Source organism: Chryseobacterium sp. BIGb0232 (assembly GCF_024810195.1).
Taxonomy (GTDB): Bacteria; Bacteroidota; Bacteroidia; order Flavobacteriales; family Weeksellaceae; genus Chryseobacterium; species Chryseobacterium pennae.
The window spans coordinates 286,200-308,722 of record NZ_JANUEH010000004.1; the positions used below are offsets into that span (position 1 = coordinate 286,200).

The window sequence follows — 22,523 nt, forward strand, 5'->3', positions numbered from 1 at the left end:
AAAGCCAGCCTTAAGGATAGGCATCATATTTTTGCTCAATATAATATCTGACCCAAACATATACCTCAAATCGACGTGGCATTATATGCCCATTCCTAATATCAGTAGAGCTATAAGAAACAAGGGCATCTCCTCCTAGCGTAAATTCTCCCTTACAATGACCTTTCCTATAGTTTTGTACATCATATTTTCATTAGAATATACTGTTGAGATACTCATTGCTAATCATGTAAGAAATCAGGAAAACAATAGGGACGCCTTTCACCATAACATAAAAAAACCGGCTCTTCCGAGCCGGTTTTCAATTTATAAAAACAATAATTATTGTCCTTTGATTTTGAAATCATCTACTTCCCATGTTGAAGCAGCAGATGTTGTAGAAGTATATTTGAATGCGATTCTTACATTTTTACCTAAGAAAGCACTTAAGTCTACATTTCCTGAACTTATCCAATCTCCGAATGCATTGGTATTGGTATCCAGAATTGCCGGAAGTGTTGTCCAGTTTGTAGTTGTTACATCTCCTGTATAGTTATCTGTAGCAAATACCTGTATTGCGTTTCCTGCATATCTTACGTCTGTAGTAAAGGTTACTACTGCTTTAGATTTTCCAACTAAGCTAACTGCTTTAGAGATCAACCAGTCTTCGTTAACAAAATTATTACCTGCACCTCCTGCATTACCGTTCATCATTGCATAGTAGTTTGTTCCGTTTCCTTGGTTAGAAGTTCCCCAGAATTGATTTGGTCCTTCTTTGTTTACAGTTGTCCAGTCTGTACTGAATCCACCGGAAGCGAAATCATCCTTATAAAGAACCGGAAGTGGAGTATAAATACTTCCGTCACATCTAGGATTTGTTAACTGAAGATCAGGAAGCTTAGTAAACCACAATTGGTAAGTCCCGTTGAATACACTTAAAATAGCATATACATCTCCTTTACCACCTGCAACTTCAATTGTACTTGCAGCCTTTCCTGCAAAGATACCTCTTCCGCTGGTTCTTAAAGTAATTGTCTTTCCTGAGCAATCTTCTAAAGTTCTGTTAGAAAGAGCAGTACCATCAGCGTATGTTTTTCCCAGATCTCCGTTAATGAATTCAAGATCTTTAATTTTGATCCATCTTCCTACATCTGCAGTCGTTAACTGAGAAATTGATCTTTCAGAAGCAACAACCGCTCTTGCAGGTTCATTGGAATCGTATAAATATTTGTATACATCTTCTTCTTTCATTCTGTATCCGATAGCAGGAGTTGCATCATTAGAACCTAACTGCAGTTCACCAGCTACGTTTCTGATGTATAGCCCATTTAATTTAATGAACAGATCTTTACCTACTTTAAATCTAGCATCCTGGAATAGATCCGTTTTATTGATATTGATCTTAATTCCTCCTGTTGCATCTTCTACGTATAGATATTTGAATAAGTTTCCTGCTTCATCATTAGCAGTAACCTGAGCTTTCACATAGAAATTACCTGTAATCTGTACCAATCCGTTTGGAGCTAATCCACCTGCAAGCTGCTTGATGTCTGCCACCGTTTTAGCCGTAAGATTTGCATTGCTGAATCTACAAGGATTTTCCTGAATATCATCCTGACGTGGGAAGTGCTTATCTTTCCCATCCGGGCCTAATGGTCCTCCTTCCATATCAAGGTCACTTACTTTATTGATATAGAATTGGTAAGTCGTATTAGAACCTGATTGAAATTTACTGAAGATTCCTTTGAAATTTCCTTTTCCAGCAGGAATATATTGATTTGCAAAAGAAGAATACCCACTGTTTCTTACAACGGCAGTATTTTTGTAAACTTTGGCTACGTTGTCCCAATTCTGACCGATTACTTTATCTACTGTCTGACCATTAGGGGCAAAGTTTGAACATAAAGCTTTAGCATCAAATTCTACATTATTCAGCTCAACTAAACAACCAATTAGATCTTCTTTACTTTTAAGATCTGCTATTGAGATTACCAATGGCTTAATGTTACCTCTTGTGGTACAAGATCTTGAAATTACTTTTGGAGCTAATTTCTCAGGAATTCTGGAAACTCCGTTTATTGCTGATTCTGCTCCTGTTTTTACTCCCAGCTGAACAACTCCTCCGTAGGTACCTACTGCAAGACCGTTAACTTTTACATATATTTTAGATCCCTGAGGAAATCTTGTATAAGAACTTACCATATCTACACTGATGGTGAACCCATGAGTAGGATTTTCCAATGCATCCTGAATATAGATTGTTTTATAGATATTCCCGGTTTCATCTGTAGAAGAAACATATCCCTCAATATACAAATCATCACTTGGATCATTAGGTTTATCTGCAGGGAAAACATAAGCAGCTCCGGTAGGGTTATTTACAGTAAACTTCTTTTTAAGGTCGCTTAACGTCATATTAGCCTGAAAATCCGCAACACACTGATATCCATCCAGATTAGGCTCATCATATTTATCATCATGCACACATCCTACGGTAATCCATAGAGAAGCTGCTGCGATAAACATATATTTTAAAATTGAATTATATTTTTTCATTGTAGTCGTTATTAGAATCTTAGATAAACATTAGTAAAGAACGTTCTTCCTCTGTCATACCAAAGTTTTGGTCCGAAATAAGGAGTTGCTCTTTGAGACTCAGCAAGTGCATCTGTAAAGTTAGCAGCTCTACCCTGCTCAAACCCACCTGTTACATAGTTTCTGTTATTTAAGATGTTATTCACAGAAATACTTACCCCAACTCTGTATTTTCCAAATTGGAAAGATTTACCGGCATTAGCGTTCAGCATAAATTGGTCATCAAATTTCTTCTGAGCAGTAAGCTGCTGGATAACTTCTGGTGTTGCCCCATCATAAATAATACCTCCGGAATCCGGAATCGTGTACATTGCAGCCGTTTTGTTAAGCGCAGAGAAATCAAGATACTGATCCATCAGATAGTTAGCAGAGGCTCCTACCCACCAGTATTTAGGTGAATTGTATTTTAACCCGAAAGAGAATGCTTTCTGAGGAGTACCGGCCACTTTGTAATCTTTAATGTTTGCAGCACCATAGCTTCTGAAACCATTAAGATCATCTACTGAATAGACCTGTGGAGTGTTTGTAAATTTGTATTCGCCAACACTTGCTACCCCTATCGCATTAATGGTAGGTGTAATTTTCACATCGAACCCTAATTCAGCTCCCATATATCTCTTATCAGCACCACTCATTGCCTCATTAATCAATGTATTATATGATCCTGAGTCTGTAGAAACAGCCGCATAATATCTTGCTAATTCAGTAGAGTTGCTGATTGTAGTATAATATCCTGATAGTCTTAATTTCAAGATCTGACCTCTCATGATATAGCTGATATCATTTGAGTTGATGATCTGATTCTTAACACCCGGAGTCAGGAAATCTGAAACCCTAGGGTTGATATAGATCTCATTAAGTGTAGGAGCTAAGCTAAAGAATGCTCCGTTATATACGATAAAGTTTTTACCGTTGATCTTATAGGTAATTTTACCTTTAATACCCGCATCTAAAGCATTATAGACAGCACTTTTTCCTTTGGAGTTATTGGTAAACTGAGCAATTCCACTTCTATAATCTCCATTTCTGTAAGATTCAGATTGCGAAGCAAATATGGAAGCTACTACATTCCATTTTTTGAAATCAATTTCAGTAGAAACATTCAATGAATAATGATTTCTGGTCAACTGGTAAGAATATTGAGTTCTGTCTCCCACTCTTACTCGAGTATTCGTGTCATCAAGATTGTATCTTACATCATTGTTGAAAGGATTAAGATTATTCGCATAATCTGCTCCTAATAAATCATTAATTCTTCTGAAGTTATCTGACTTTAAATTCTGATAGTTAAAATTAACATTCAACTTCCAGTTATCTTTCAGCTTTGTGTCAAAGTGTGATGAAAAGTTGAAAGTTTTGTCTTTGTTAACGTCATCGATCAAGGTATAAGAAGCTCCTCTGGAAGTTATTCCATCCATTTCGAACTTGTTAATACGGTTCGTATTATATAGATAATTCCAGTCGATCTGAGATTGCTGTCTGAATTCATCAGCAGTCAAGAGACCGTAGCTTGGTAATTTTCTGTAGTATGTAGGGTTTGGATCTGCAGCGTGGAACCAGTCTAATCTACTTCTCGCATCGCTACCGAACTGATAGGAAACCGTATTGGTCCAGTTAGAGTTTTTACCTATTTTTAAGTAATCTGTTAACATGAATACCGGCTCATACACGTTTCTGATTCTGGAGTTTCTCTTTTCTCCATCCTGCCATCCCCAGTATGAGTTATAATTTTTCCCCATAAGGTCATAAACCTCCTGAGTATTTGGAGCATTGGAAGCTCTATAAGTAGGAGAACCAAAAGCCGTTAAATTAAGAGAGTGTCTATCGCTGAATTTCTTCTCAATAGAAGCAAAATAAGCATAAGCATCCTGATACACTCCATCCAGAATTGCTCTGTCTCCCCATCTTCTACTTGCTGAGAACGTAAATGCCCAACCGCTTTTAGAAAGACCGGAAGAATAAGTAGCAATGGCTCTGTGTAAGTAGCTTCTGTTGGTAAATGAATACGCTAATGAAGTTTGTTTTCTATAGCTGGATGCTCTTGTATTATAATAAACAGCACCTCCCAAATTACCAAAAGTATACTCTGAAGGGGTGATGTTATCTACATTTTCATAAGGATATCTCGTTACATCATTAAGACCTCCCCAGTTATTAAAGTCTACTTTTCCATCATCATTTTTAGACATGGAAACACCATTAAAAAGAACATCCTCAAATCTGTTGTCTACCCCTCTTGGTCTGAACCAGTAAGCACCCAGTTCAAAAGCGGAAACATTCTGGAAAGCATCTCTTCCTGAGCTTAAAAGTCCTACAGTAGGCTGCATTGATGAGCCTCCATCTTCGGTATCATTTGCAGAGTCATCAATAACTATTACTCCTGCATCTGATCCTAAGTTGTAATTAAGTGTAATAACACCTAAATCTTTTCTCTTCTCATCTGCAGCTACATCAAACTCTAAGATCTTAGACTCAAAGTTTGGTTTTGTCACTGTGATTAGATAGTGGCCAGGTTTTAAATCCACAAACTGGAAGTATCCAATTTTATCCACAGATGTGTCGCCGGTGGACTGTGCTAGATCTACTTCTGCTTTCTCTATAGGCTTACCATCCTGATCTTTAACATACGCAAAAACAGTAGTTTGTGCAAAATAAAAAGAGGCAGGCATTAAAGTAAACAAAGAGATTAGGGATAGTTTTTTAATCATAATAAACTTATTTTTAACTCCTTCTTTATTTAAGGGGCAACAAATTTAGGACTATTTTCATTAACTCAAACATTTTTAGTTATTTATTCTATTAATTTTTCTTAACGCACTGTAATTATCCTAAAAATATGCTCCAATTTTAATCAATCACAAAAAACAGCTATAGGTTTTAAGAAAAGTCACCAACATTATGAGCTTACTATTTTTAATCCTCAATAAAACGTTCATTTTTTAACATTATATAAATGACAAATAACTTCCTGAACTATCAAATAACACCCTGTAATAGGTTTATTTCAGATGTTTTTATAGTAAGTTTAACCTTTTGTTAAATTAAACTCAGATCATTTTAATCTTTATTCTTATATAAAATTAGTAATTTTACCCCTCAATTTTTTGAATATACTAAGAATATGAAAAAATATTTAATCATTGCCGCCCTGTTTTGCTTTGGTTCTGCGTTCTCACAACAGAGACAGGTAAAGAGAGCAGCTGTCGCATTCCTGAATGTAGAAAACCTTTGGGACACTATTCCTTCTGCAGATTATATTGATGGAACATTACCCCGTTCCAATCCTAAGTTTCACAGAAGTGTGCCTGTAGATTCACTTAAATATCTTGAAACAACAGAAGATTATAAAGGTGAATGGAGTGATGATCTTTTGATTGGGAAAAAAGTGATCAGAAAACAGTTCTTATCTGAAGATTTTACTGCCAACAGCCCAAAAAGATGGGGATCAAAATACTACAATCAGAAATTAGCCAATGAAGCTAAGGTAATTTCAGAGCTTGGAAGACAATATACAAATGACAACCCTGCCATCGTAGGATTGATTGAGGTAGAAAACAGACAGGTGATTGAAGACCTTATCAAGCAACCTGCTTTAGCAAAAAGCAATTATGGGATTGTGCATTTCAACTCTTATGATTCAAGAGGAATTGATGTAGCCATTATTTATCAGAAAGGAAGATTCTCTGTTTTGGATTCTTATAAGAAAGAAATTAAAATCTATGATGAAAACGGAAAAAGAGAATACACCAGAGATATTGTAATTGCTATTGGATTATTGGATGGTGAAAAAGTAGGACTTTTCATGAATCACTGGCCTTCCAGAAGAGGTGGTGAGGCAATTTCTCTTGCTAAAAGAAATACAGCAGCTACTGTACTAAAAGAGGAAATGGATAAAGTAACCGCAGAAAATCCTGGTATCAAATTATTCTCAATGGGTGATTATAATGATGACCCGGTAAGCCCAAGTTTGAAAAAACATTTGGCAGCTGTAGGTGATCCAAGTGAATTATCTGACAAAACTCCTTACTATAACTTAATGTATAAATTATATAAGGCAGGGGTAGCTTCTCTTGCTTACAGAGATGCTCCAAACTTATTTGACCAGATCATTGTTTCGAGAAATCTTTATTCTCCTGAAAAAATCACTCCTACTTATACCATATTTAAAGCTGAGATCTATGCACCGGCTTACCTGGTAAACAAAGAAGGACAGTGGAAAGGATATCCTTTACGTTCCTGGGATGGAGATAGGTTCACAGGCGGATACAGTGACCACTTCCCAGCGGTTTCCATAGTTCAGAAAGAATATATTAAAAAATAATACAAAAAGGCACCCTTATTGGAGTGCTTTTTTTATATCCTTAAAAGTCATGAAAAATATTGTTTTAATATTCTGTATTGCCTTTATCTCATTCGGCTGCCTTTCACAACAAAACAGCTCAAAAAAAGATAAAGCACAGCATGAAATGAAACCGTCTAAAAACGACGATGGAGAATGGGACCTTACCGTTATTGACACTGAGTTTGATTATTTCCTCAATGCTATAGCAAAGCCAATCAGCCAATATTCAGAATCTTTTCTGAAGACAAAAAATACATTTCTCGTGAATGAATGGAATAGCTATTACAGCACCGGACAATATAGAAACATCATAGAATCCGGAATAGATTATAATCCCAGAGAGAATTACGGAATAAAATTCGAATATAAGCTGTATCAGGTATTTGCGTATGTAAACTGGAAGTATGGATTAAGAATGACCGGTTTATCCGGAAGTGAAATCAGAAGATAATTTACTACACATTAGTAATGTTTTAGAAAAAATTTCACAATAAAACAATTAAAATAGAATTAAATAATTTTTAATAGATTAAATGCGAAAATAAATACTTTAATTATTTAATATTAAATAAAATTATACTTAAGTTTTAATATATTTGTATATCACTGAATTTTGATTTTCAGTGAATAACAACCATAAACAAAATTTAAGACCATGAAAAACCTATCGCTTACGGCGTGCTTTCTAGCCATGCCCCCGTTTTCTCAACTTCAGGAGCCCCAACACCGGACAGAGTTTTACATCAATTCATTTTTTAACAACATTTAAAATCTGTGAATTATGAAAAATATATGTAAACTTATCTTATTTTCAATTCTACTATCATGGACACCATTCTACTCACAAACAGGAAGTGATATCATTTTTTGCCTGGACAACAGTGGTTCTATAAGTGACGTAGCCTTCAATCAAATGACTGTTTCCACAAGAAAACTCATGGAACAGATTTTAAAATGCAACCGGGACAATCGGGTTTCTGTAGTACACTATGGAACAGATTTCCCCGGAATGAGCCCTTCTGTCCCTAGAATTTATATAGAATCTAATTTTACCAATGATCTGGCAACTGCTCAAACATTCTCAAGAAGATTAGGAAATGGTGACCATTTTCATGATGCAGTTAGCTTAATAGGAGCAGCCCTTGACCATTATCCACATCCTGATATTGTAAGTCAACAGAAATCATTGGATAGGCACCGTGAGAGACCATTAGTGATCATCTTATTTTCTGATGCAGAAAGAGCCAACGGCAGCTTTAGCAATGGTTCTTATTTGGTCAACTTCAATCCTCCCAACGGACTGCATGAGGACAATGCTTTTTCAGCCTTTACAAAGTTTAAAATGGACAGAAATGCAAAATTCATCGTGGTACATGTAAATGATTATGCACCATACATAGAAGCTGCAGCCAACATTGCCAGCCGTGGAGGTTCATATACCGGAAATATTGAACAGTACAATGATGATCCGGATCATAATCTACTTCCTAGATTTTATCTGAATAAGACAAATTTTACTTTAACGAATACTGAAATATCTTCATTAAGTAATGACATCTGCAAAATGAATACAGCTTATGTTGATTTCACCTATCAAGCTCGTTCCTGTAAAATCCCAGTAAGCTTTCCGTTACATATCAATGGAAACTATGCAATTCCACAAGGAGCTAACATCGTCAACTTTCAGCTATCCCTGTTAGATATAGCAACAAGTGCAGTTTATCCAACATCTGCAACAGTTAATTTCCCTAACCCCAATGAGTTTGAATTTACAGTAAATCAGGCAGATCTTACCAATCCGCCTTCAGGACAATACAAATTCATTATTGAGCTTGTTTATTCTCTTGGCGGTAATAATGATGGAATTCATGCTGAAAACAGTATTACTTCTCCTTACGATTTTATGTACTGTGAGAATTTGCGGGCAAACACAACTATTTCCAATCCTGCAGCTAAGTTTGCAAGACCAAAAGATAAGGATTACCGCATCGATCTTAATGCAGATCCTAACCACACAAAAGCTAAGCAGAAGGAAAATAGCAGACCGAAGAACATTCAGGTGTCACCGAACCCCAATAATGGAATATTTATCGTATCGCTCGACAAAGTACGCTCAGGAGCCCTGGAAATTAATGACATCAATGGTAAGATTGTTTTTGAAAAGTCATTCACTAACGAAAAAGAAATAGCTGTTGATATTCATTCATTACCATCCAATACCTATATTGTAAAAGTAAATTCAGGTAACGAAGTGTTCACACAGAAAATAATAAAAAGATAAATTTTAAATTTATCAAACTAAAAAAGGTTCAGAAAATTCTGAACCTTTTATTTTTATAATAGCTGAAAATTATTTGTTGAATAATTCTTCTACCTTATCCCAGTTTACTACAGAGAAGAATGCAGAAATATAGTCAGGTCTTCTGTTCTGGTAGTTTAAATAATAAGCGTGCTCCCAAACGTCTAATCCTAAAACCGGAGTTCCTTTAACGTCTGCAACAGGCATTAACGGGTTATCTTGGTTTGGTGTAGAAGAAACAGATACAGAACCATCAGCATTTTTTACTAACCAAGCCCATCCTGAACCGAATCTTGTTTTAGCAGCTTCAGAAAAATCAGTTTTGAATTTTTCAAGACCACCGTAATTTTCGATAGCAGCTTTTACATTCCCTACAGGCTCATTGCTTCCGCCAGGAGTTAAAATTTCCCAGAATAAAGAGTGGTTGAAATGTCCACCTCCATTATTTCTTACTGCCGGTTTATCAGTTCCTGTCTGGCAGATCTCTTCAATAGTTTTCCCTGCTAAATCAGTTCCTTCTATTGCTTTATTTAAATTGTCAATATACGCCTGGTGATGTTTCGTATAGTGGATTTCCATAGTTTTTGCATCGATCGTAGGTTCTAATGCATCATATGCATATCCTAATTTTGGTAATTCAAATGACATAATCTTTATTTTTAATGTTATACTTCAAAATTAGCCAATATTTAAGGTACTATCAAAGATTGGGGATTACTTTAATAAATCTTTAACATTGATATATTGATTTAGAATGAATTAAATTTTATTTTTTTTAAAATTACAAGTATTAAACTAAAAAGCACGAATCCTGAGGACCCGTGCTTTCTATTTAACAATATTAAATTTATTTATTCATAGACATCAGGAATTCTTCATTATTAAGAGTTCCTTTGATGTTTTTATTTACAAATTCCATTGCTTCCACAGGATTCATTTCAGAAAGATACTTTCTAAAAATCCACATTCTCTGAGAAGTTACTTCATCCAGAAGAAGATCATCTCTACGGGTACTTGAAGAAATTAAGTCAATAGCAGGATAAATTCTTCTGTTAGCAATTTTTCTGTCCAGCTGAAGTTCCATATTACCGGTACCTTTGAATTCTTCAAAGATCACTTCATCCATTTTTGAACCGGTATCAATAAGCGCAGTGGCTATGATAGTTAAAGAACCACCACCTTCAATTTTTCTTGCTGCTCCAAAGAATCTTTTCGGCTTGTGAAGAGCGTTAGCATCTACCCCACCAGAAAGAACTTTACCAGATGCCGGAGTTACAGTATTGTATGCTCTTGCTAATCTCGTAATTGAATCCAGTAAGATTACAACATCATGTCCGCACTCAACCATTCTTTGTGCTTTGGCAAGAACAAGGTTAGCTACTTTCACATGCTTTTCAGCAGCTTCATCAAATGTAGAAGCAATAACTTCTGCATTTACGCTTCTTTCCATATCAGTAACCTCTTCCGGACGTTCATCAATCAGAAGGACCATCATGTATACCTCAGGGTGGTTCGCAGCGATAGAATTGGCAATATCTTTAAGCAACATCGTCTTACCTGTTTTAGGCTGTGCAACGATCATTGCTCTCTGTCCCTTACCAATGGGTGCAAATAAATCTACTATTCTTGTCGAAATCGTAGAATCACTTCCTGCAAGATTGAATTTCTCTTCAGGGAAAAGCGGTGTAAGATATTCAAATGCAACACGATCCTTAATAAATGCAAGATCACGTCCGTTTACTTCTGTAGGTTTTAATAATGAAAAATATTTTTCACCTTCTTTTGGAAGTCTTACAATTCCTTTAACGGTATCTCCCGTTTTCAACCCATAATTTCTGATTTGCGCTGTAGAAACATACACATCATCAGGAGAAGAGATATAGCTAAAGTCTGATGAACGTAAAAATCCGTAGTTATCAGGTAAAATTTCCAACACCCCTTCAATGCTTACCATTCCATCGAAACTGAATTCTTTTTTATGGTCATGCTGCTCCTCTGCCTTTTCAGAATGTCTGTTTTGATTCTGATTTTGGTGTTGGTTTTGGTGCTGGTTTTGATGCTGGTGCTGGTTTTGGTTTTGGTTTTTATGTTGGTTTCCACTGTTCTGTGGATGGTTGTGTCCTTTTTGAGGTCTGTTAGCCTGTGGTTGCTGAGGAGGCGTATTGTTAGGCTTTTCTTCTGCCTGGGCAGGCTCTTGAGATTCTGTATTTTTAGGAGCTTCTGTTTTCTCCTGGGAAGTTTCTGTATTTCCTGTATTGGTAGAAACTCTTTTTCTTTTTTTCTTAGCTGAATTAGCTGCAGATGATTCTTCATTTACTGTTGCTTCTACTGCTTCAGCTATAGGCTCTTCTGTTTTTACTTCTTCAGCGACCGGCGTTTTTTCTTCTACTTTTTCCTCTACTATTGGTTCTGCCGGTGCTTTCGCATTTGCCCTTGGTTTTGCTGGGGCTTTCTTTGGAGCAGCTTTTTTTACCGGAGCCTTTACAGGTTTTTCTGCGGGAGCTTCTTCAGTATTGGCGCTGGTTTCCGTGGCGTTGAAATAATCTTTTGATACTTTAGGATTAGAAGCCTGAAAGTCAAGAATTGCAAAGATCTTATCATTATCATTGCTATTTCTTGCAACTTTAACGCCCAAATCCTTTAAGATTTTAGTCAGTTCCGTTACGGATTTTGACCTTAACGTTTCTATGTTAAACATATTTATGTAAAAATGTAATTAATTGTGAGTAAGAAAAGTAAGTCCGGTGACTTTGGTTTTCAAGTACATTGTATAATGCAAATCTACACTTATTTTTGAATTGTGCAAAATTTATGTTATTTTTGCCAAGAATTTAATATTCAATGCTACAGAGAATACAAACTATATGGACTTTATTAGCAGTCTTCGCTGCTGTTTTCCTTTTTATAACGGGACAGGATGTTGTGATTTCCGACAGTATCCCTGTACTTAATATAGGATGTATAATCCTTGTCATCACTGGATCATTAAGTATCTTCAGTTTTAAAAACAGAAAAAGACAAATTTTGCTGAATACCATCAGCATCATTATAAACGCTTTGTTGATTGGTGTATTGGCGTACTGGCTGCTAAGCTTATCCGGAGGAATTAATTTTCCTGAGAAGGGTATTGAGCCGATTTTCCCATTAATTGCGGTAATATGTCTGCTTATAGCAAATGTATACATCCGTAAAGATGAGAGGCTCGTGAAATCTGTAGACAGACTTCGGTAACCTTACAACGATTTTTTGAGTGAGAACAGTTCCTTTTCAGGAGCTGTTTTTTATTTGTACATCCCTACTACCTGCCCGGATCAATTAATTTATGTAACTTCCATGCAACATTTTGATCAAAAAGACGACAGATCTTTTAACTTTTAATTAAAGACTATGAAAAAGCTAACTTATCTTACTTTATCACTATTCTCTATATCTGCTTTTGCACAGGAAGTTTCTAAAGAAAGAGTAAAAACCGTCATTTCCACTCTGGCATCCGATGAAATGAAAGGGCGAGAGATCGGAACCCCTGAAAATGATAATGCTGCTAATTATATTGCTACACTTTTCAAGGAAAACAATCTTGAATACTGCACAGGAAACTCATACCTTATCCCTTTTGATTATAACGGCAAAACAGCCTATAATGTTTGTGGTATAAAGAAAGGTAAATCTGATAAAAATCTTGGTTTCTCAGGACATTTTGATCATATCGGAACCAACGATAAAAGTGGAGACAATATTTATAATGGAGCTGATGATGACGCCAGCGGAATTACAACATTGGTAGGCATCGCTGATTATTTCAAAAATAAAAAGCCGGAATTTTCAATGGTTTTCATTGCCTTTAATGGAGAAGAAAAAGGAATGCTGGGATCTCAGGCTATCTCTGAGGATAAAAATCTTGATAAGATTTACAGTAATATGGCTGCTCTATTCAATTTTGAAATGGTTGCTACAGAATCTCAATGGGGAAAAAATGCGTTATATATGACAGGAGATGGTTTCTCAGATCTTGATGAATTATTCAATAAGCATGCAGTGAACGGGTTAAAAATCAATGCTGATCCTTACGCAAAACAACAGCTTTTTTATCGTTCAGATAATGTCAGCTTTGTAAAAAAGAAAATTATTGCCCATTCATTTTCAACTGTTGATATGACTAAGGCAACTCATTACCATCATGTAAACGATGACATCAGTATTGTTGATGTTGATAATATGACCCGGATCATCAATAATTTTGGAAAAACACTGGATCAGTTAAATCCAAAAAACTTTGCTCCGAAATATAACGATAAAGTAAGTTTTAATTAATTCATACTTCCATAAAAAAACCGCCATCCAGGCGGTTTTATTTTTATTTTACCGGAAAGCAGAATCCCCCTTATCATCCTACAATATCCACCCCCCTTTTTTAATTCTTACTTACTTTATTTCAAGGCATTGTAACAAAAACATCAATTTTGAAACTTATCATTTAAAGTAAAACAGGATTAAGAACGTCTTATCTTCTAATTTTACGTAATTTTGCTATCCAAATTTTTCATTGAATGAATGAGTATAAAAAAATACTGAGGTTCGCGAGGCCCCATCAAAAATATATCTACGGAAGTTTATTTTTCAATATTCTGTATTCTTTATTTCAGATTGCTTCCTTAGGAACTATTTTACCGGTTTTAGGAATGTTGTTTGGTACAATAAAGCCTGAAAAATATGAAACTCCCCCTGTTTATTCCGGTGACATCACAGATTTTTTCACTTATATAAAAGAATATTCAAACTATTATGTTCAGTCTTTAGTAAGTACCCATGGTGCCCTTACTGTTCTTGCCTGGCTATGTGTGATCACTGCATTTATGTTCTTGTTAAGAAATGCATTCCGATATTTTGGGTCTTTACTGTTGATCAATTACCGTGTAGGAGTTACCAAAGACCTTCGTGGTGCGATGTACAGAAAGATTCTTTCTTTACCGGTTTCATTCTTTACAGAGAGCAGAAAGGGAGATATGATGTCCCGTATGTCTAATGACGTAGGCGATGTTGAAGGGAATATTTTGGGAAGTTTAATAGAACTTATCAATGCTCCTTTCATGCTGATCAGTACATTGGTTACCTTATTCTTTCTGAGTCCGGAAATGACTCTTTTCTCTCTTCTCGTACTTCCTGTAATGGGAACCATGATTGCACTGATCGGGAAAAGTCTTAAAAAAGATTCTCACGAAGCGCAGCATGAATTGGGTACGATCTTTTCTATTGTAGACGAAACTTTAAAATCATCAAAGGTTATTAAGATTTTTAATGCGGAAAAGATCATGGATAACCGTTTCATGAAATCAATGAACAAATGGATCTCCAGTTCTATCAGCTTAGGTAAAAAGAAAGAGCTTGCATCGCCAATGAGCGAATTTTTAGGTTCCATTACCTTTCTGATCATTGCCTGGTATGGAGGAAAACAGATTATTGTAGAACAAAGCATCTCACCGGCTGATTTCCTTGTATTCCTTGGAATGTTCTTCCAGATCCTACCTCCGGCAAAGAGCCTATCATCCTCTATTTCTAATGTACAAAAAGGAGAAGCTTCTCTGAAAAGAGTATTGGAAATTCTGGATGCAGATGTAAAAATCGAGGAAATTGCAGAACCGGTTTCCATCTCAACCCTTAACAGCAATATTGAATTCAAAAATATTGGATTCTACTATGATAAAGCCAATCTGATTCTTAAAAACTTTGATTTAACAATTCCTAAAGGGAAAACTGTTGCATTGGTTGGACAGAGTGGAAGTGGAAAAACAACTATCGCCAACCTTTTAGCAAGATTCTATGATGTTTCTGAAGGAGAAATTCTGGTTGACGGTGTCAATATTAAACATTTAAAACTACAGGAATACCGCCAGCTTCTGGGAATGGTAACGCAGGAATCTGTATTGTTCAATGATTCTGTTTACAACAATATTCTGATGGGTAAACCTGACGCTACCCGAGAAGAGATCATTGAAGCAGCTAAAATCGCAAATGCAGATGCTTTCATTACAGGCTTATCTGATGGATATGATACCAATATCGGAGACGATGGAAACAAGCTTTCCGGAGGTCAGAAACAAAGGGTTTCCATCGCAAGAGCTGTCTTGAAAAATCCACCGATCATGATCCTGGATGAAGCTACTTCAGCACTGGATACGGAATCTGAAAGATTTGTACAGGATGCTCTGGAGAAAATGATGGAAAACAGAACCTCTCTTGTGATTGCTCACCGTCTTTCGACAATTCAAAAAGCAGACTGGATTGTAGTGATGGAAAGAGGAACCATCGTAGAACAGGGAACTCACCACGATCTTATCGCCAAAAAAGGAATGTATAACAAACTTGTTGAACTCCAGAATTTTGACTAAACGTTTCTAAATTAATTTTAAAATGAACCCAATACAAGAGTATTTCTACAGAATCGAAGAGCCTGAAAGAAGTACTCTTCTTTTTTTACGGGAAACCATCCTGGCATCAGATCCTGAAAATATTACAGAAACTTTCAGCTTTGGCCTTCCGTTTATCAAATACAAAAAGAAAATGCTGTGCTATTTCTATTACAGCAAAAAATACAAAAAGCATTACCTAAGTTTTTATCACGGTGATAAGTTAGATTATCCCGAACTGACACAGGACGGGAGAAAGAAGTTTAAAATCCTTTTAATTGACGTGGAACAGGATTTACCCGTTGAATTTATATTAGGCCTTCTGGAAGAGATCAAAACTTATATTAAATAAAAAACTCCGGCACGAATATTCGTACCGAAGTCATCTTTAAAAAATCTTATCATTTTGTGTTTATTCCCCCGAATTCTGCTTTTTTAATCGCCCAGGCAAGAGCGTTTGCATAGAATATTGAGTTATACACATTCATTTCATAAGCAGCTGTCCCATTTCCATAATTGGGTTTAGCAATTGGCTTATAATTAGTGTCTGCATAGAACGGGCATATCGTATCTGAGGTATTTGGAGAGGCCACGGATCCACACTGAGAGTTGAATCCCCCATCTCCTACCCAGATGAAGTTAAGCGTATTATGCTTAAATGCTGTTACTCTTCCTATAGTTCCTGACGGTGAAGCGGTAGAGATATTTGTATCGCCTGAATATACTGTAATTTCACTTGAAGGCAGTCCTGTTGCATAGGTTGTAGAAGAAGCATCTTCTCCCCACTGTAGTCCTCGTATATCTCCAAAGGGTCCGTTCAGTATTTCATCATTAGTAAGTGGTAGTTTATAGATTGCTCCTGCACTGTTTACACTTCCTGTATTTACTGATCCATCAAAAACATTTCTGAAAAGATTCTGCATTCCGCTATTACTTTCAGAATAAGCAATGATTACCCCTCCTTTTGCCAGATAGTTTCTTAATACCAGTGCTTCTGCAGCATTCATTCCCCATGCATATCCTATTACAATAATATCTACGGGATTGGCTCCGGTTGTCCAGTTTGTCAACTGTGTAGCGTTCGGGCTGTCTGTACCATCTATGATCTGATCCCAGCCTTCATATTTTACGATACTGTTGGCCAGTGTTCCAAAATTAGCAGCTGCTTTAGCCACCATACCTGATGGAGAAGTTCCCGATACGTTATAGCCACAGCCGTTTGGTGCTGTTCCGATCGTTAAAAGTTTTTTCTTTGGAACAACCACGATAACATTTACCGTACAGGTTGTTGAAACTCCACCTTGACTGTCCGAAGTAATCGTTATCGTTTTTATAGTTGTGGAAGAAGGAGAACCTATACCTTGAAGCGTAGCATTCTGATTTCCTGTAGCAGTAAAAGTTCCCGATCCACTGAAGGAAATTCCATCAACAGTATTGGTAGTAATCGTATAGCTTCCCAATGCCGAAACGTTTACCGGCAAAGTAATAGTATGGGAAGCAGTAAGAGCGGTTCCTACTTTATAAACTCCATTCACAGTTGCACTTCCACAGCCCATTGTATAAGATCCTGCAGGACTGAGAACGGTAATAGATACTGGAGGCGTGCAGGTTACATCAGTACCATTGGCATTAAGGGCTACTTCGTCAGTCTGGATATTCTGAGGGTTACCCTGCCCTGAAATCTGTATGGTTTGTATTCCTGTATTCAAAAATACTCCTGTTCCATAAAAATTATATCCGTTTGAGGTGGTTCCGGAAATGATATAATTTCCTACTTTCGTTACATTAACTTTCACACTTAAGTAATTAGAATTGGTAAGATCCTTACCTTTTACATAACTACCCATAGCCTGGGTTGCAGAACAATCTATGGTAAAGACTCCTTTCCCGAGCTGTCCGCATACACTTTTCCACTCATCATCTGCAAAGCTCCAGTAGTTGAAACAATCTTCTGTAGTATTGTAGATAGTTAAACCGTCATCAGCGGTCTTATTAATTGTAATGGCATTCCGCTGTGATTCAGTAAGCCGGGGAATAAGTATTCCTTTGTTATTATTTCCTGAAACAACGTCAAGAACAGAATTCAAATTGGGTGAAGCTGTATTAATTCCCACAGACCCATTATTGGTTTGCGAATACAATTTTCCAAAGGCAGAAAGCAGGATAATAAGCAAAACCTTCACCAAAGGCGTTTTCAATTTTGTGTTCATCATTTATTAAGTTATAATTGTTTTAATGATTAAATTTTTCTCAGTCATTTAACCAACACAAAATTATCATCAACAGCCCATTACAAATTAAATTACCCTACACAATACTACTCACGCGTAGTAAAACTCATAATAGACATAAATAAGGCCCCCCTGATCTCAGCAATAATTCTTCAATGGATTCAGCCAAAAGTACCAACCCGGGAGTTGAAACGAAATTCATTTCATATTTTAAAAATAGATTTCCATTTGGTAATCGTGTTCCTGCTTATCTTAAAATCATTACTTATCTGCAGGTTGCTAAGCCCGTTTTGTTTCTGATATCTAAGAATTTTTAAAATAGATTCTTCATCATAAGAACGAAGTCTCTGATTGTTGAATCCTATCATAGATTCCGGTTCTCCAAAAATGAGTTTATTAAATTTCAGGACATCCAAAGCGGAATTCAATGTATTAAGCTTATTTATTATTTCCGCATCTACCCATTTGTCAGGAAATTTTTCCTGAAGGATATCTGAATAGATTTGTTTATAATCTGGAGTCATATTATATTTTTTTTAACCATTTATGAAGGGTTGTCTTGGGAATATTATATCTGGTAATAACCTCACTGGAAGACATAGCTCCAGCTCTTATTTTCTCAAGTATAAAGTTCTTTACTTCCTGTGTATAGATACTTTTTCTGAAAATCATCGTACCTTCTTGCTGTTTTATAGTGTTATCCGTTCTGGAATAAGGAGCATACAAGATTAGATGGCCAGTATAAAATCTAAAGAAATCAAATTTTAAAAGCTTACACCACTTCAACAGGATATCTGTATCAATGCTTTTCTCACGGAACATACCTTCAACTTCGCTTTCTGTCTTACTTAAAAATTTCATAATCCGTTCCATTGAAATCTGCTGCTCTGCTACCTTAGATTGTATCAGTGTTCCAATATGGATGCTTTTAATATTCATTGTGTTATTTTAAAGTAAAAATATACACTGTGAACAAAATAAATAACATCCGCACCCACTCAAAACTACGTATGAGTAGTAAAACTTAGAATCATCACGCTTAAATCTTGATTAGAAAACTGTTGATGTTTATTTCAGAGGAAATATTCAGTTTTTTGCGTATTCTATATTTCTTACTTTCCACAGCACGTATGCTATTGTTAGTACATTGCGCTATCTTTTTAGTATCAAAATCAAGTTTCATCAATGCGCAAAAAAACAGCTCCGAATGAATAAGGTTAGGGTTTATGTTTAAAATTTCCGGAATGAAGTGTGGAAAAAATATCTGAAATTTCTCAAAAAAAACAGGAGAATTATTTTCTGCCAGATTTAAAATTTCCTGAATATTATCTTCAGAAAGGTTATTGATAAGCATTTGCTGCTTCATTAATTCTGCATTGGTCTTTACTAAATCTTTGATTCTGGAATCCTTTATTTCTTTTTCATGAATCAATCCGTGAATCAGCTCATCTTTTTGGGTAATAAAAACAACATCCATCAGAAAGGACGCAATAGAAAATAAAATATTCCACAATCTTATCGTCTTAAAATCTTCTTTTTCCAAAAAACTACTCTTAGGCAGAAAGGTAAAATCAAAATACAGACAAACAATAAAATTAATACTGATAATAAAAACAATAAAGAATATTGAATAAGTATCTTTATTATAATTCATAAAGAATGGCACCGCAAACAACAGACAAAAATAGAAATACTCTACACCTGCATTCTTATAGGTGTACACATTAAAAAAACTCACAATTAAGGTCAGCAACACAAATATAGAGATTATAAATGCTTTCAGGGGTTTTCTAAATCGTTTTATCTTCCCTTTTATAGCCAGTAAAAATAAAAACGATAAGGTAAGAAAAGTAAGAAAAATTGAAATGACAACATCTCTGAAAAAGACAATTATGACAATGGAATAAAATAAAAATATAAAAAACAGCAAAAGTAAATACCGATTGATAAGATTCTGATAATTACTATCAAAATCATGATCGGTTTTTTCCGCCTCATTATTGATCATCTTAAAGAAAAATTTATAAATCATTTTGTTTTTTTTATGTAATAAAATTCAAGCAAGTAGTTCTGCTCAGCAAGAAATCATGCTCACATTAGCAAGTCTTTCACACCCAACAAAAACCACAAAAAAATTGCTTACGTTATGTATCCGTTAAAAAGGGTGTGATTTAAATATTCTAATTAGAGTTAAAATTACTTGAAATTCAATATTAGAATTGATCAAATTTTAACCATTACAAGCATTATTGTAGCACAAAATTATCTATCCCAGCAAGAAAAAGACTCCTTCGTCATACTCAATACTACTTATGCGTATTTAAACTCAGTATATGAGAGCAATTCAACTACCTTGTACAAAAAGATCGAACCTTTTTGCTTATTCTTTTTGTGTAACCTAATAATATAAGCAAAGTAAATCTGATTGGAATTCCTGTTTAAAAATAAAAAAACCGTCCTTTTCAGAACGGTTTTTGATATGATTACGAGTAAGTTTTACTTTTTCAATTTGGCAATAATATCCAAACCACCTTTTGTAATATCTCCGATCTTACAGATGATTTCAGTATCTAAAGGCAGGAATACGTCCATTCTCGACCCGAATTTAATAAATCCGAACTCATGCCCGGCTTTTGCCTGATCTCCTTCATTACAGTAGAATACGATCCTTCTGGCTACATATCCTGCAATCTGTCTGAAAACAACTTTATGGTTGGTTAAAGTTTCAACAGCTACTGTTGTTCTTTCGTTTTCAGTAGAAGACTTTTCATGCCATGCTACCAGGTATTTTCCCGGATGGTATTTTTTGTACACCACTTTTCCGGTAACCGGATATCTACAGATGTGTACGTTCAATGGAGACATAAAGATAGAAACCTGAATGGCCTTTCCTTTAATGAATTCATTTTCTTCCACTTCCTTGATCATTACTACTTTTCCGTCAACCGGAGCGATAACATTCTCTTTGTGGTCAAGAATAGTACGGCTTGGAACTCTGAAAAACCAGAATACAAGACAATAAATGACCAACAAAGGTACGATGATCAACAAGGACCATATTTTAAGGAAATAGATGGCTAATGCTCCCAATACCAGAAAAAGTATTGTCGCTACGGTAATCGTTCCTTTTGATTCTCTATGCAATTTCATGAGACTAAATAAATTTTTCTAAAATAAAGTACAAATATACGACAGGAACGCAGATAATAAAACTATCCAGCCTATCTAATACTCCTCCATGCCCTGGAATGATGTTTCCACTGTCCTTCACACCGAAGTTTCTCTTCAGCTGACTTTCTACCAAATCCCCCAGTGGAGCAAAAGCTGCCACTAAAAATCCTACAACCATCCAGTTGGCACGAAGCTCAGGCTGATAATGTTCTATAAAGTAAGATAAAACCAATGTTAAAACAACACCGCCCGCATATCCTTCCCATGTTTTTTTAGGGGAAATCTTAGGTGCCATTTTATGTTTTCCAAAGAATTTACCTACCAGATAAGCAAAAGTATCACTACTCCAGATCAGGATAAACAGAAAGAGGACCTCCAGAGAAAAACTTTCATTATAGCTGGAGAATTTAGGTAACCCTAATGCAAAGCTGAACGGAAGAGCCACATAAATGACCGTAAAGATCAGCTTTCCGCTGTCATAGTATAATTCGTTAGGATATTTGAATAAAGTGACTACAGCTATACCAATCAGCGCCAGCGCCAATATTTCGCTTAGTCTGAAATCAAAAAAGAAATCGTGATGGAAATATCGTTTGGAAAAAATATAGAATATGAAAATAACCAATGGATAAACCACCCATTTTTCATATCCGTTTCCGAATTTCATGACTTTAACACATTCCCAGGTTCCTACAATCAGTAAAAGACTCATCAATCCATGATAAAGATACTGCTGCTGAATAAGGCCGGGAAAAACACTATTGATAAACTGTGCTCCCAACGGAGTAGAACAAAGAATGATAATGGCTACATAAACGAGACCTGAAACGGTTCTTTGAATAAGATTTTTGTCCAAAATTTAAAATTTAGAGGTGGGTGCTTAATCTTCAAGCAACAATAAAAACAGTTTTGTATTGGAATTGGAAGAACTGTCCATTTTAGACTGGCTTCCACTGATGGAAGTAAGGTTCTTGATATTTCCGTTTCTTTTTATTTTCCCCATGGCATCATTCAGGTTGTTTACAATCTGTGAAACATTGGCAATGATAATAATCTTATCCGGCAACCTTGAAGAATGATAATGAAGAATATTATTGTGAGAAAGCATAATTCTCCCGTCGTAAGCAATCAGGTATTCACAGGTGATGAATGCTGCTTCATTAGACGGCTGCAGTTCTGAAGTATAGGAAGTCTTTACAACATTTAAAAAGTTCTGAAGTTCCTTATCCCAACAGAACAGATTATTAATACCTTCTATCTTGATAATTTGATTTAAAGTCTGTAGAGCCTCCGCTTCATCTGCACAATAATTAAAAAATCCCCCCGAATGCGTAAATAATTGCGCAAACTTATAGTCGAGATCCGCATTTTTCAGCGAATCCCCAAGCTTCTCCAGGCTCTGTTCTTCCTCTTCCTCAGGCTGGTTGGTAAGTTTGCTTACAATCCTCTTGAATAAATTCAACTTAATCTATTTTTAGTCAACTTTATACAAAAATAGAAAA

General features: G+C 35.7%; 18 protein-coding genes. 7 read left to right on the forward strand and 11 right to left on the reverse strand.

Features of this window, described 5'->3' with window-relative positions:
* Positions 1-321: 321 nt before the first annotated feature.
* Positions 322-2,535 (reverse strand): DUF5689 domain-containing protein, encoded by a 2,214-nt coding sequence (locus M2372_RS12825; RefSeq protein ID WP_123320448.1) that lies wholly within the window; start codon positions 2,533-2,535, stop codon positions 322-324.
* A gap of 11 nt (positions 2,536-2,546) precedes the next feature.
* Positions 2,547-5,282 (reverse strand): TonB-dependent receptor, encoded by a 2,736-nt coding sequence (locus M2372_RS12830; RefSeq protein WP_123320447.1) that lies wholly within the window; start codon positions 5,280-5,282, stop codon positions 2,547-2,549.
* A gap of 413 nt (positions 5,283-5,695) precedes the next feature.
* Here M2372_RS12830 and M2372_RS12835 point away from each other — a divergent pair, with 413 nt between their 5' ends.
* The 3 genes from M2372_RS12835 to M2372_RS12845 all read left to right on the forward strand — a co-directional run bounded on the left by M2372_RS12835 (position 5,696) and on the right by M2372_RS12845 (position 9,197).
* Positions 5,696-6,895 (forward strand): endonuclease, encoded by a 1,200-nt coding sequence (locus tag M2372_RS12835; RefSeq protein ID WP_123320446.1) that lies wholly within the window; start codon positions 5,696-5,698, stop codon positions 6,893-6,895.
* Between the two features lie 49 nt (positions 6,896-6,944).
* Entirely contained in the window at positions 6,945-7,367 is a 423-nt protein-coding gene (locus tag M2372_RS12840; RefSeq protein ID WP_123320445.1) for a DUF6146 family protein, read from the forward strand.
* Positions 7,368-7,697: 330 nt separating this feature from the next.
* Positions 7,698-9,197 (forward strand): T9SS type A sorting domain-containing protein, encoded by a 1,500-nt coding sequence (locus M2372_RS12845; protein WP_123320444.1) that lies wholly within the window; start codon positions 7,698-7,700, stop codon positions 9,195-9,197.
* A 69-nt stretch (positions 9,198-9,266) separates the two neighbouring features.
* Here M2372_RS12845 and M2372_RS12850 read toward each other — a convergent pair whose 3' ends face one another.
* The gene (locus M2372_RS12850; protein WP_123320443.1) at positions 9,267-9,863 is read right to left on the reverse strand and encodes a superoxide dismutase; all 597 of its coding nucleotides are present in this window, start codon (positions 9,861-9,863) and stop codon (positions 9,267-9,269) included.
* A 199-nt stretch (positions 9,864-10,062) separates the two neighbouring features.
* Complete coding sequence (rho, locus tag M2372_RS12855; RefSeq protein ID WP_123320442.1) at positions 10,063-11,913, reverse strand: transcription termination factor Rho; 1,851 nt, start codon at positions 11,911-11,913, stop codon at positions 10,063-10,065.
* A 143-nt stretch (positions 11,914-12,056) separates the two neighbouring features.
* Here rho and M2372_RS12860 point away from each other — a divergent pair, with 143 nt between their 5' ends.
* The 4 genes from M2372_RS12860 to M2372_RS12875 all read left to right on the forward strand — a co-directional run bounded on the left by M2372_RS12860 (position 12,057) and on the right by M2372_RS12875 (position 15,971).
* Positions 12,057-12,446 (forward strand): DUF4293 family protein, encoded by a 390-nt coding sequence (locus M2372_RS12860; protein ID WP_115968160.1) that lies wholly within the window; start codon positions 12,057-12,059, stop codon positions 12,444-12,446.
* A 156-nt stretch (positions 12,447-12,602) separates the two neighbouring features.
* Positions 12,603-13,526, forward strand: coding sequence for a M28 family peptidase (locus tag M2372_RS12865; RefSeq protein ID WP_123320441.1), 924 nt, complete (start codon positions 12,603-12,605; stop codon positions 13,524-13,526).
* A 236-nt stretch (positions 13,527-13,762) separates the two neighbouring features.
* Positions 13,763-15,601 (forward strand): ABC transporter ATP-binding protein, encoded by a 1,839-nt coding sequence (locus tag M2372_RS12870; protein WP_115968164.1) that lies wholly within the window; start codon positions 13,763-13,765, stop codon positions 15,599-15,601.
* A gap of 22 nt (positions 15,602-15,623) precedes the next feature.
* Entirely contained in the window at positions 15,624-15,971 is a 348-nt protein-coding gene (locus tag M2372_RS12875; protein ID WP_123320440.1) for a DUF1801 domain-containing protein, read from the forward strand.
* A 49-nt stretch (positions 15,972-16,020) separates the two neighbouring features.
* Here M2372_RS12875 and M2372_RS12880 read toward each other — a convergent pair whose 3' ends face one another.
* The 7 genes from M2372_RS12880 to M2372_RS12910 all read right to left on the reverse strand — a co-directional run bounded on the left by M2372_RS12880 (position 16,021) and on the right by M2372_RS12910 (position 22,483).
* Positions 16,021-17,832: a hypothetical protein gene (locus M2372_RS12880; RefSeq protein WP_123320439.1), complete on the reverse strand. Its 1,812-nt coding sequence runs from the start codon at positions 17,830-17,832 to the stop codon at positions 16,021-16,023.
* Positions 17,833-18,053: 221 nt separating this feature from the next.
* Complete coding sequence (locus M2372_RS12885) at positions 18,054-18,374, reverse strand: helix-turn-helix domain-containing protein (RefSeq protein WP_123320438.1); 321 nt, start codon at positions 18,372-18,374, stop codon at positions 18,054-18,056.
* A 1-nt stretch (position 18,375) separates the two neighbouring features.
* Positions 18,376-18,789 carry a transposase gene (locus tag M2372_RS12890; protein ID WP_123320437.1) on the reverse strand — a complete coding sequence of 138 codons (414 nt, stop codon included), beginning with the start codon at positions 18,787-18,789 and terminating at the stop codon, positions 18,376-18,378.
* A gap of 100 nt (positions 18,790-18,889) precedes the next feature.
* Positions 18,890-19,882, reverse strand: a complete 993-nt coding sequence (locus tag M2372_RS12895) for a Two component regulator three Y domain-containing protein (protein WP_123320436.1) — start codon at positions 19,880-19,882, stop codon at positions 18,890-18,892.
* A 464-nt stretch (positions 19,883-20,346) separates the two neighbouring features.
* On the reverse strand, positions 20,347-21,000 hold the full coding sequence (locus M2372_RS12900; RefSeq protein ID WP_123320435.1) for a phosphatidylserine decarboxylase family protein: 654 nt from the start codon (positions 20,998-21,000) through the stop codon (positions 20,347-20,349).
* Between the two features lie 4 nt (positions 21,001-21,004).
* Positions 21,005-21,877 carry a phosphatidate cytidylyltransferase gene (locus M2372_RS12905; protein WP_115968173.1) on the reverse strand — a complete coding sequence of 291 codons (873 nt, stop codon included), beginning with the start codon at positions 21,875-21,877 and terminating at the stop codon, positions 21,005-21,007.
* Between the two features lie 24 nt (positions 21,878-21,901).
* Positions 21,902-22,483, reverse strand: a complete 582-nt coding sequence (locus tag M2372_RS12910; RefSeq protein ID WP_165852152.1) for an LUD domain-containing protein — start codon at positions 22,481-22,483, stop codon at positions 21,902-21,904.
* Positions 22,484-22,523 lie beyond the last annotated feature (40 nt).

Coding starts and splice junctions, on each gene's coding strand:
- rho (WP_123320442.1), bottom strand. CDS start 11,913: ATGTTTAACATAGAAACGTTAAGGTCAAAATCCGTAACGGAACTGACT.
- M2372_RS12860 (WP_115968160.1), top strand. CDS start 12,057: ATGCTACAGAGAATACAAACTATATGGACTTTATTAGCAGTCTTCGCT.
- M2372_RS12830 (WP_123320447.1), bottom strand. CDS start 5,282: ATGATTAAAAAACTATCCCTAATCTCTTTGTTTACTTTAATGCCTGCC.
- M2372_RS12865 (WP_123320441.1), top strand. CDS start 12,603: ATGAAAAAGCTAACTTATCTTACTTTATCACTATTCTCTATATCTGCT.
- M2372_RS12840 (WP_123320445.1), top strand. CDS start 6,945: ATGAAAAATATTGTTTTAATATTCTGTATTGCCTTTATCTCATTCGGC.
- M2372_RS12850 (WP_123320443.1), bottom strand. CDS start 9,863: ATGTCATTTGAATTACCAAAATTAGGATATGCATATGATGCATTAGAA.
- M2372_RS12825 (WP_123320448.1), bottom strand. CDS start 2,535: ATGAAAAAATATAATTCAATTTTAAAATATATGTTTATCGCAGCAGCT.
- M2372_RS12870 (WP_115968164.1), top strand. CDS start 13,763: ATGAATGAGTATAAAAAAATACTGAGGTTCGCGAGGCCCCATCAAAAA.
- M2372_RS12885 (WP_123320438.1), bottom strand. CDS start 18,374: ATGACTCCAGATTATAAACAAATCTATTCAGATATCCTTCAGGAAAAA.
- M2372_RS12880 (WP_123320439.1), bottom strand. CDS start 17,832: ATGATGAACACAAAATTGAAAACGCCTTTGGTGAAGGTTTTGCTTATT.
- M2372_RS12875 (WP_123320440.1), top strand. CDS start 15,624: ATGAACCCAATACAAGAGTATTTCTACAGAATCGAAGAGCCTGAAAGA.
- M2372_RS12890 (WP_123320437.1), bottom strand. CDS start 18,789: ATGAATATTAAAAGCATCCATATTGGAACACTGATACAATCTAAGGTA.
- M2372_RS12895 (WP_123320436.1), bottom strand. CDS start 19,882: ATGATTTATAAATTTTTCTTTAAGATGATCAATAATGAGGCGGAAAAA.
- M2372_RS12845 (WP_123320444.1), top strand. CDS start 7,698: ATGAAAAATATATGTAAACTTATCTTATTTTCAATTCTACTATCATGG.
- M2372_RS12835 (WP_123320446.1), top strand. CDS start 5,696: ATGAAAAAATATTTAATCATTGCCGCCCTGTTTTGCTTTGGTTCTGCG.
- M2372_RS12900 (WP_123320435.1), bottom strand. CDS start 21,000: ATGAAATTGCATAGAGAATCAAAAGGAACGATTACCGTAGCGACAATA.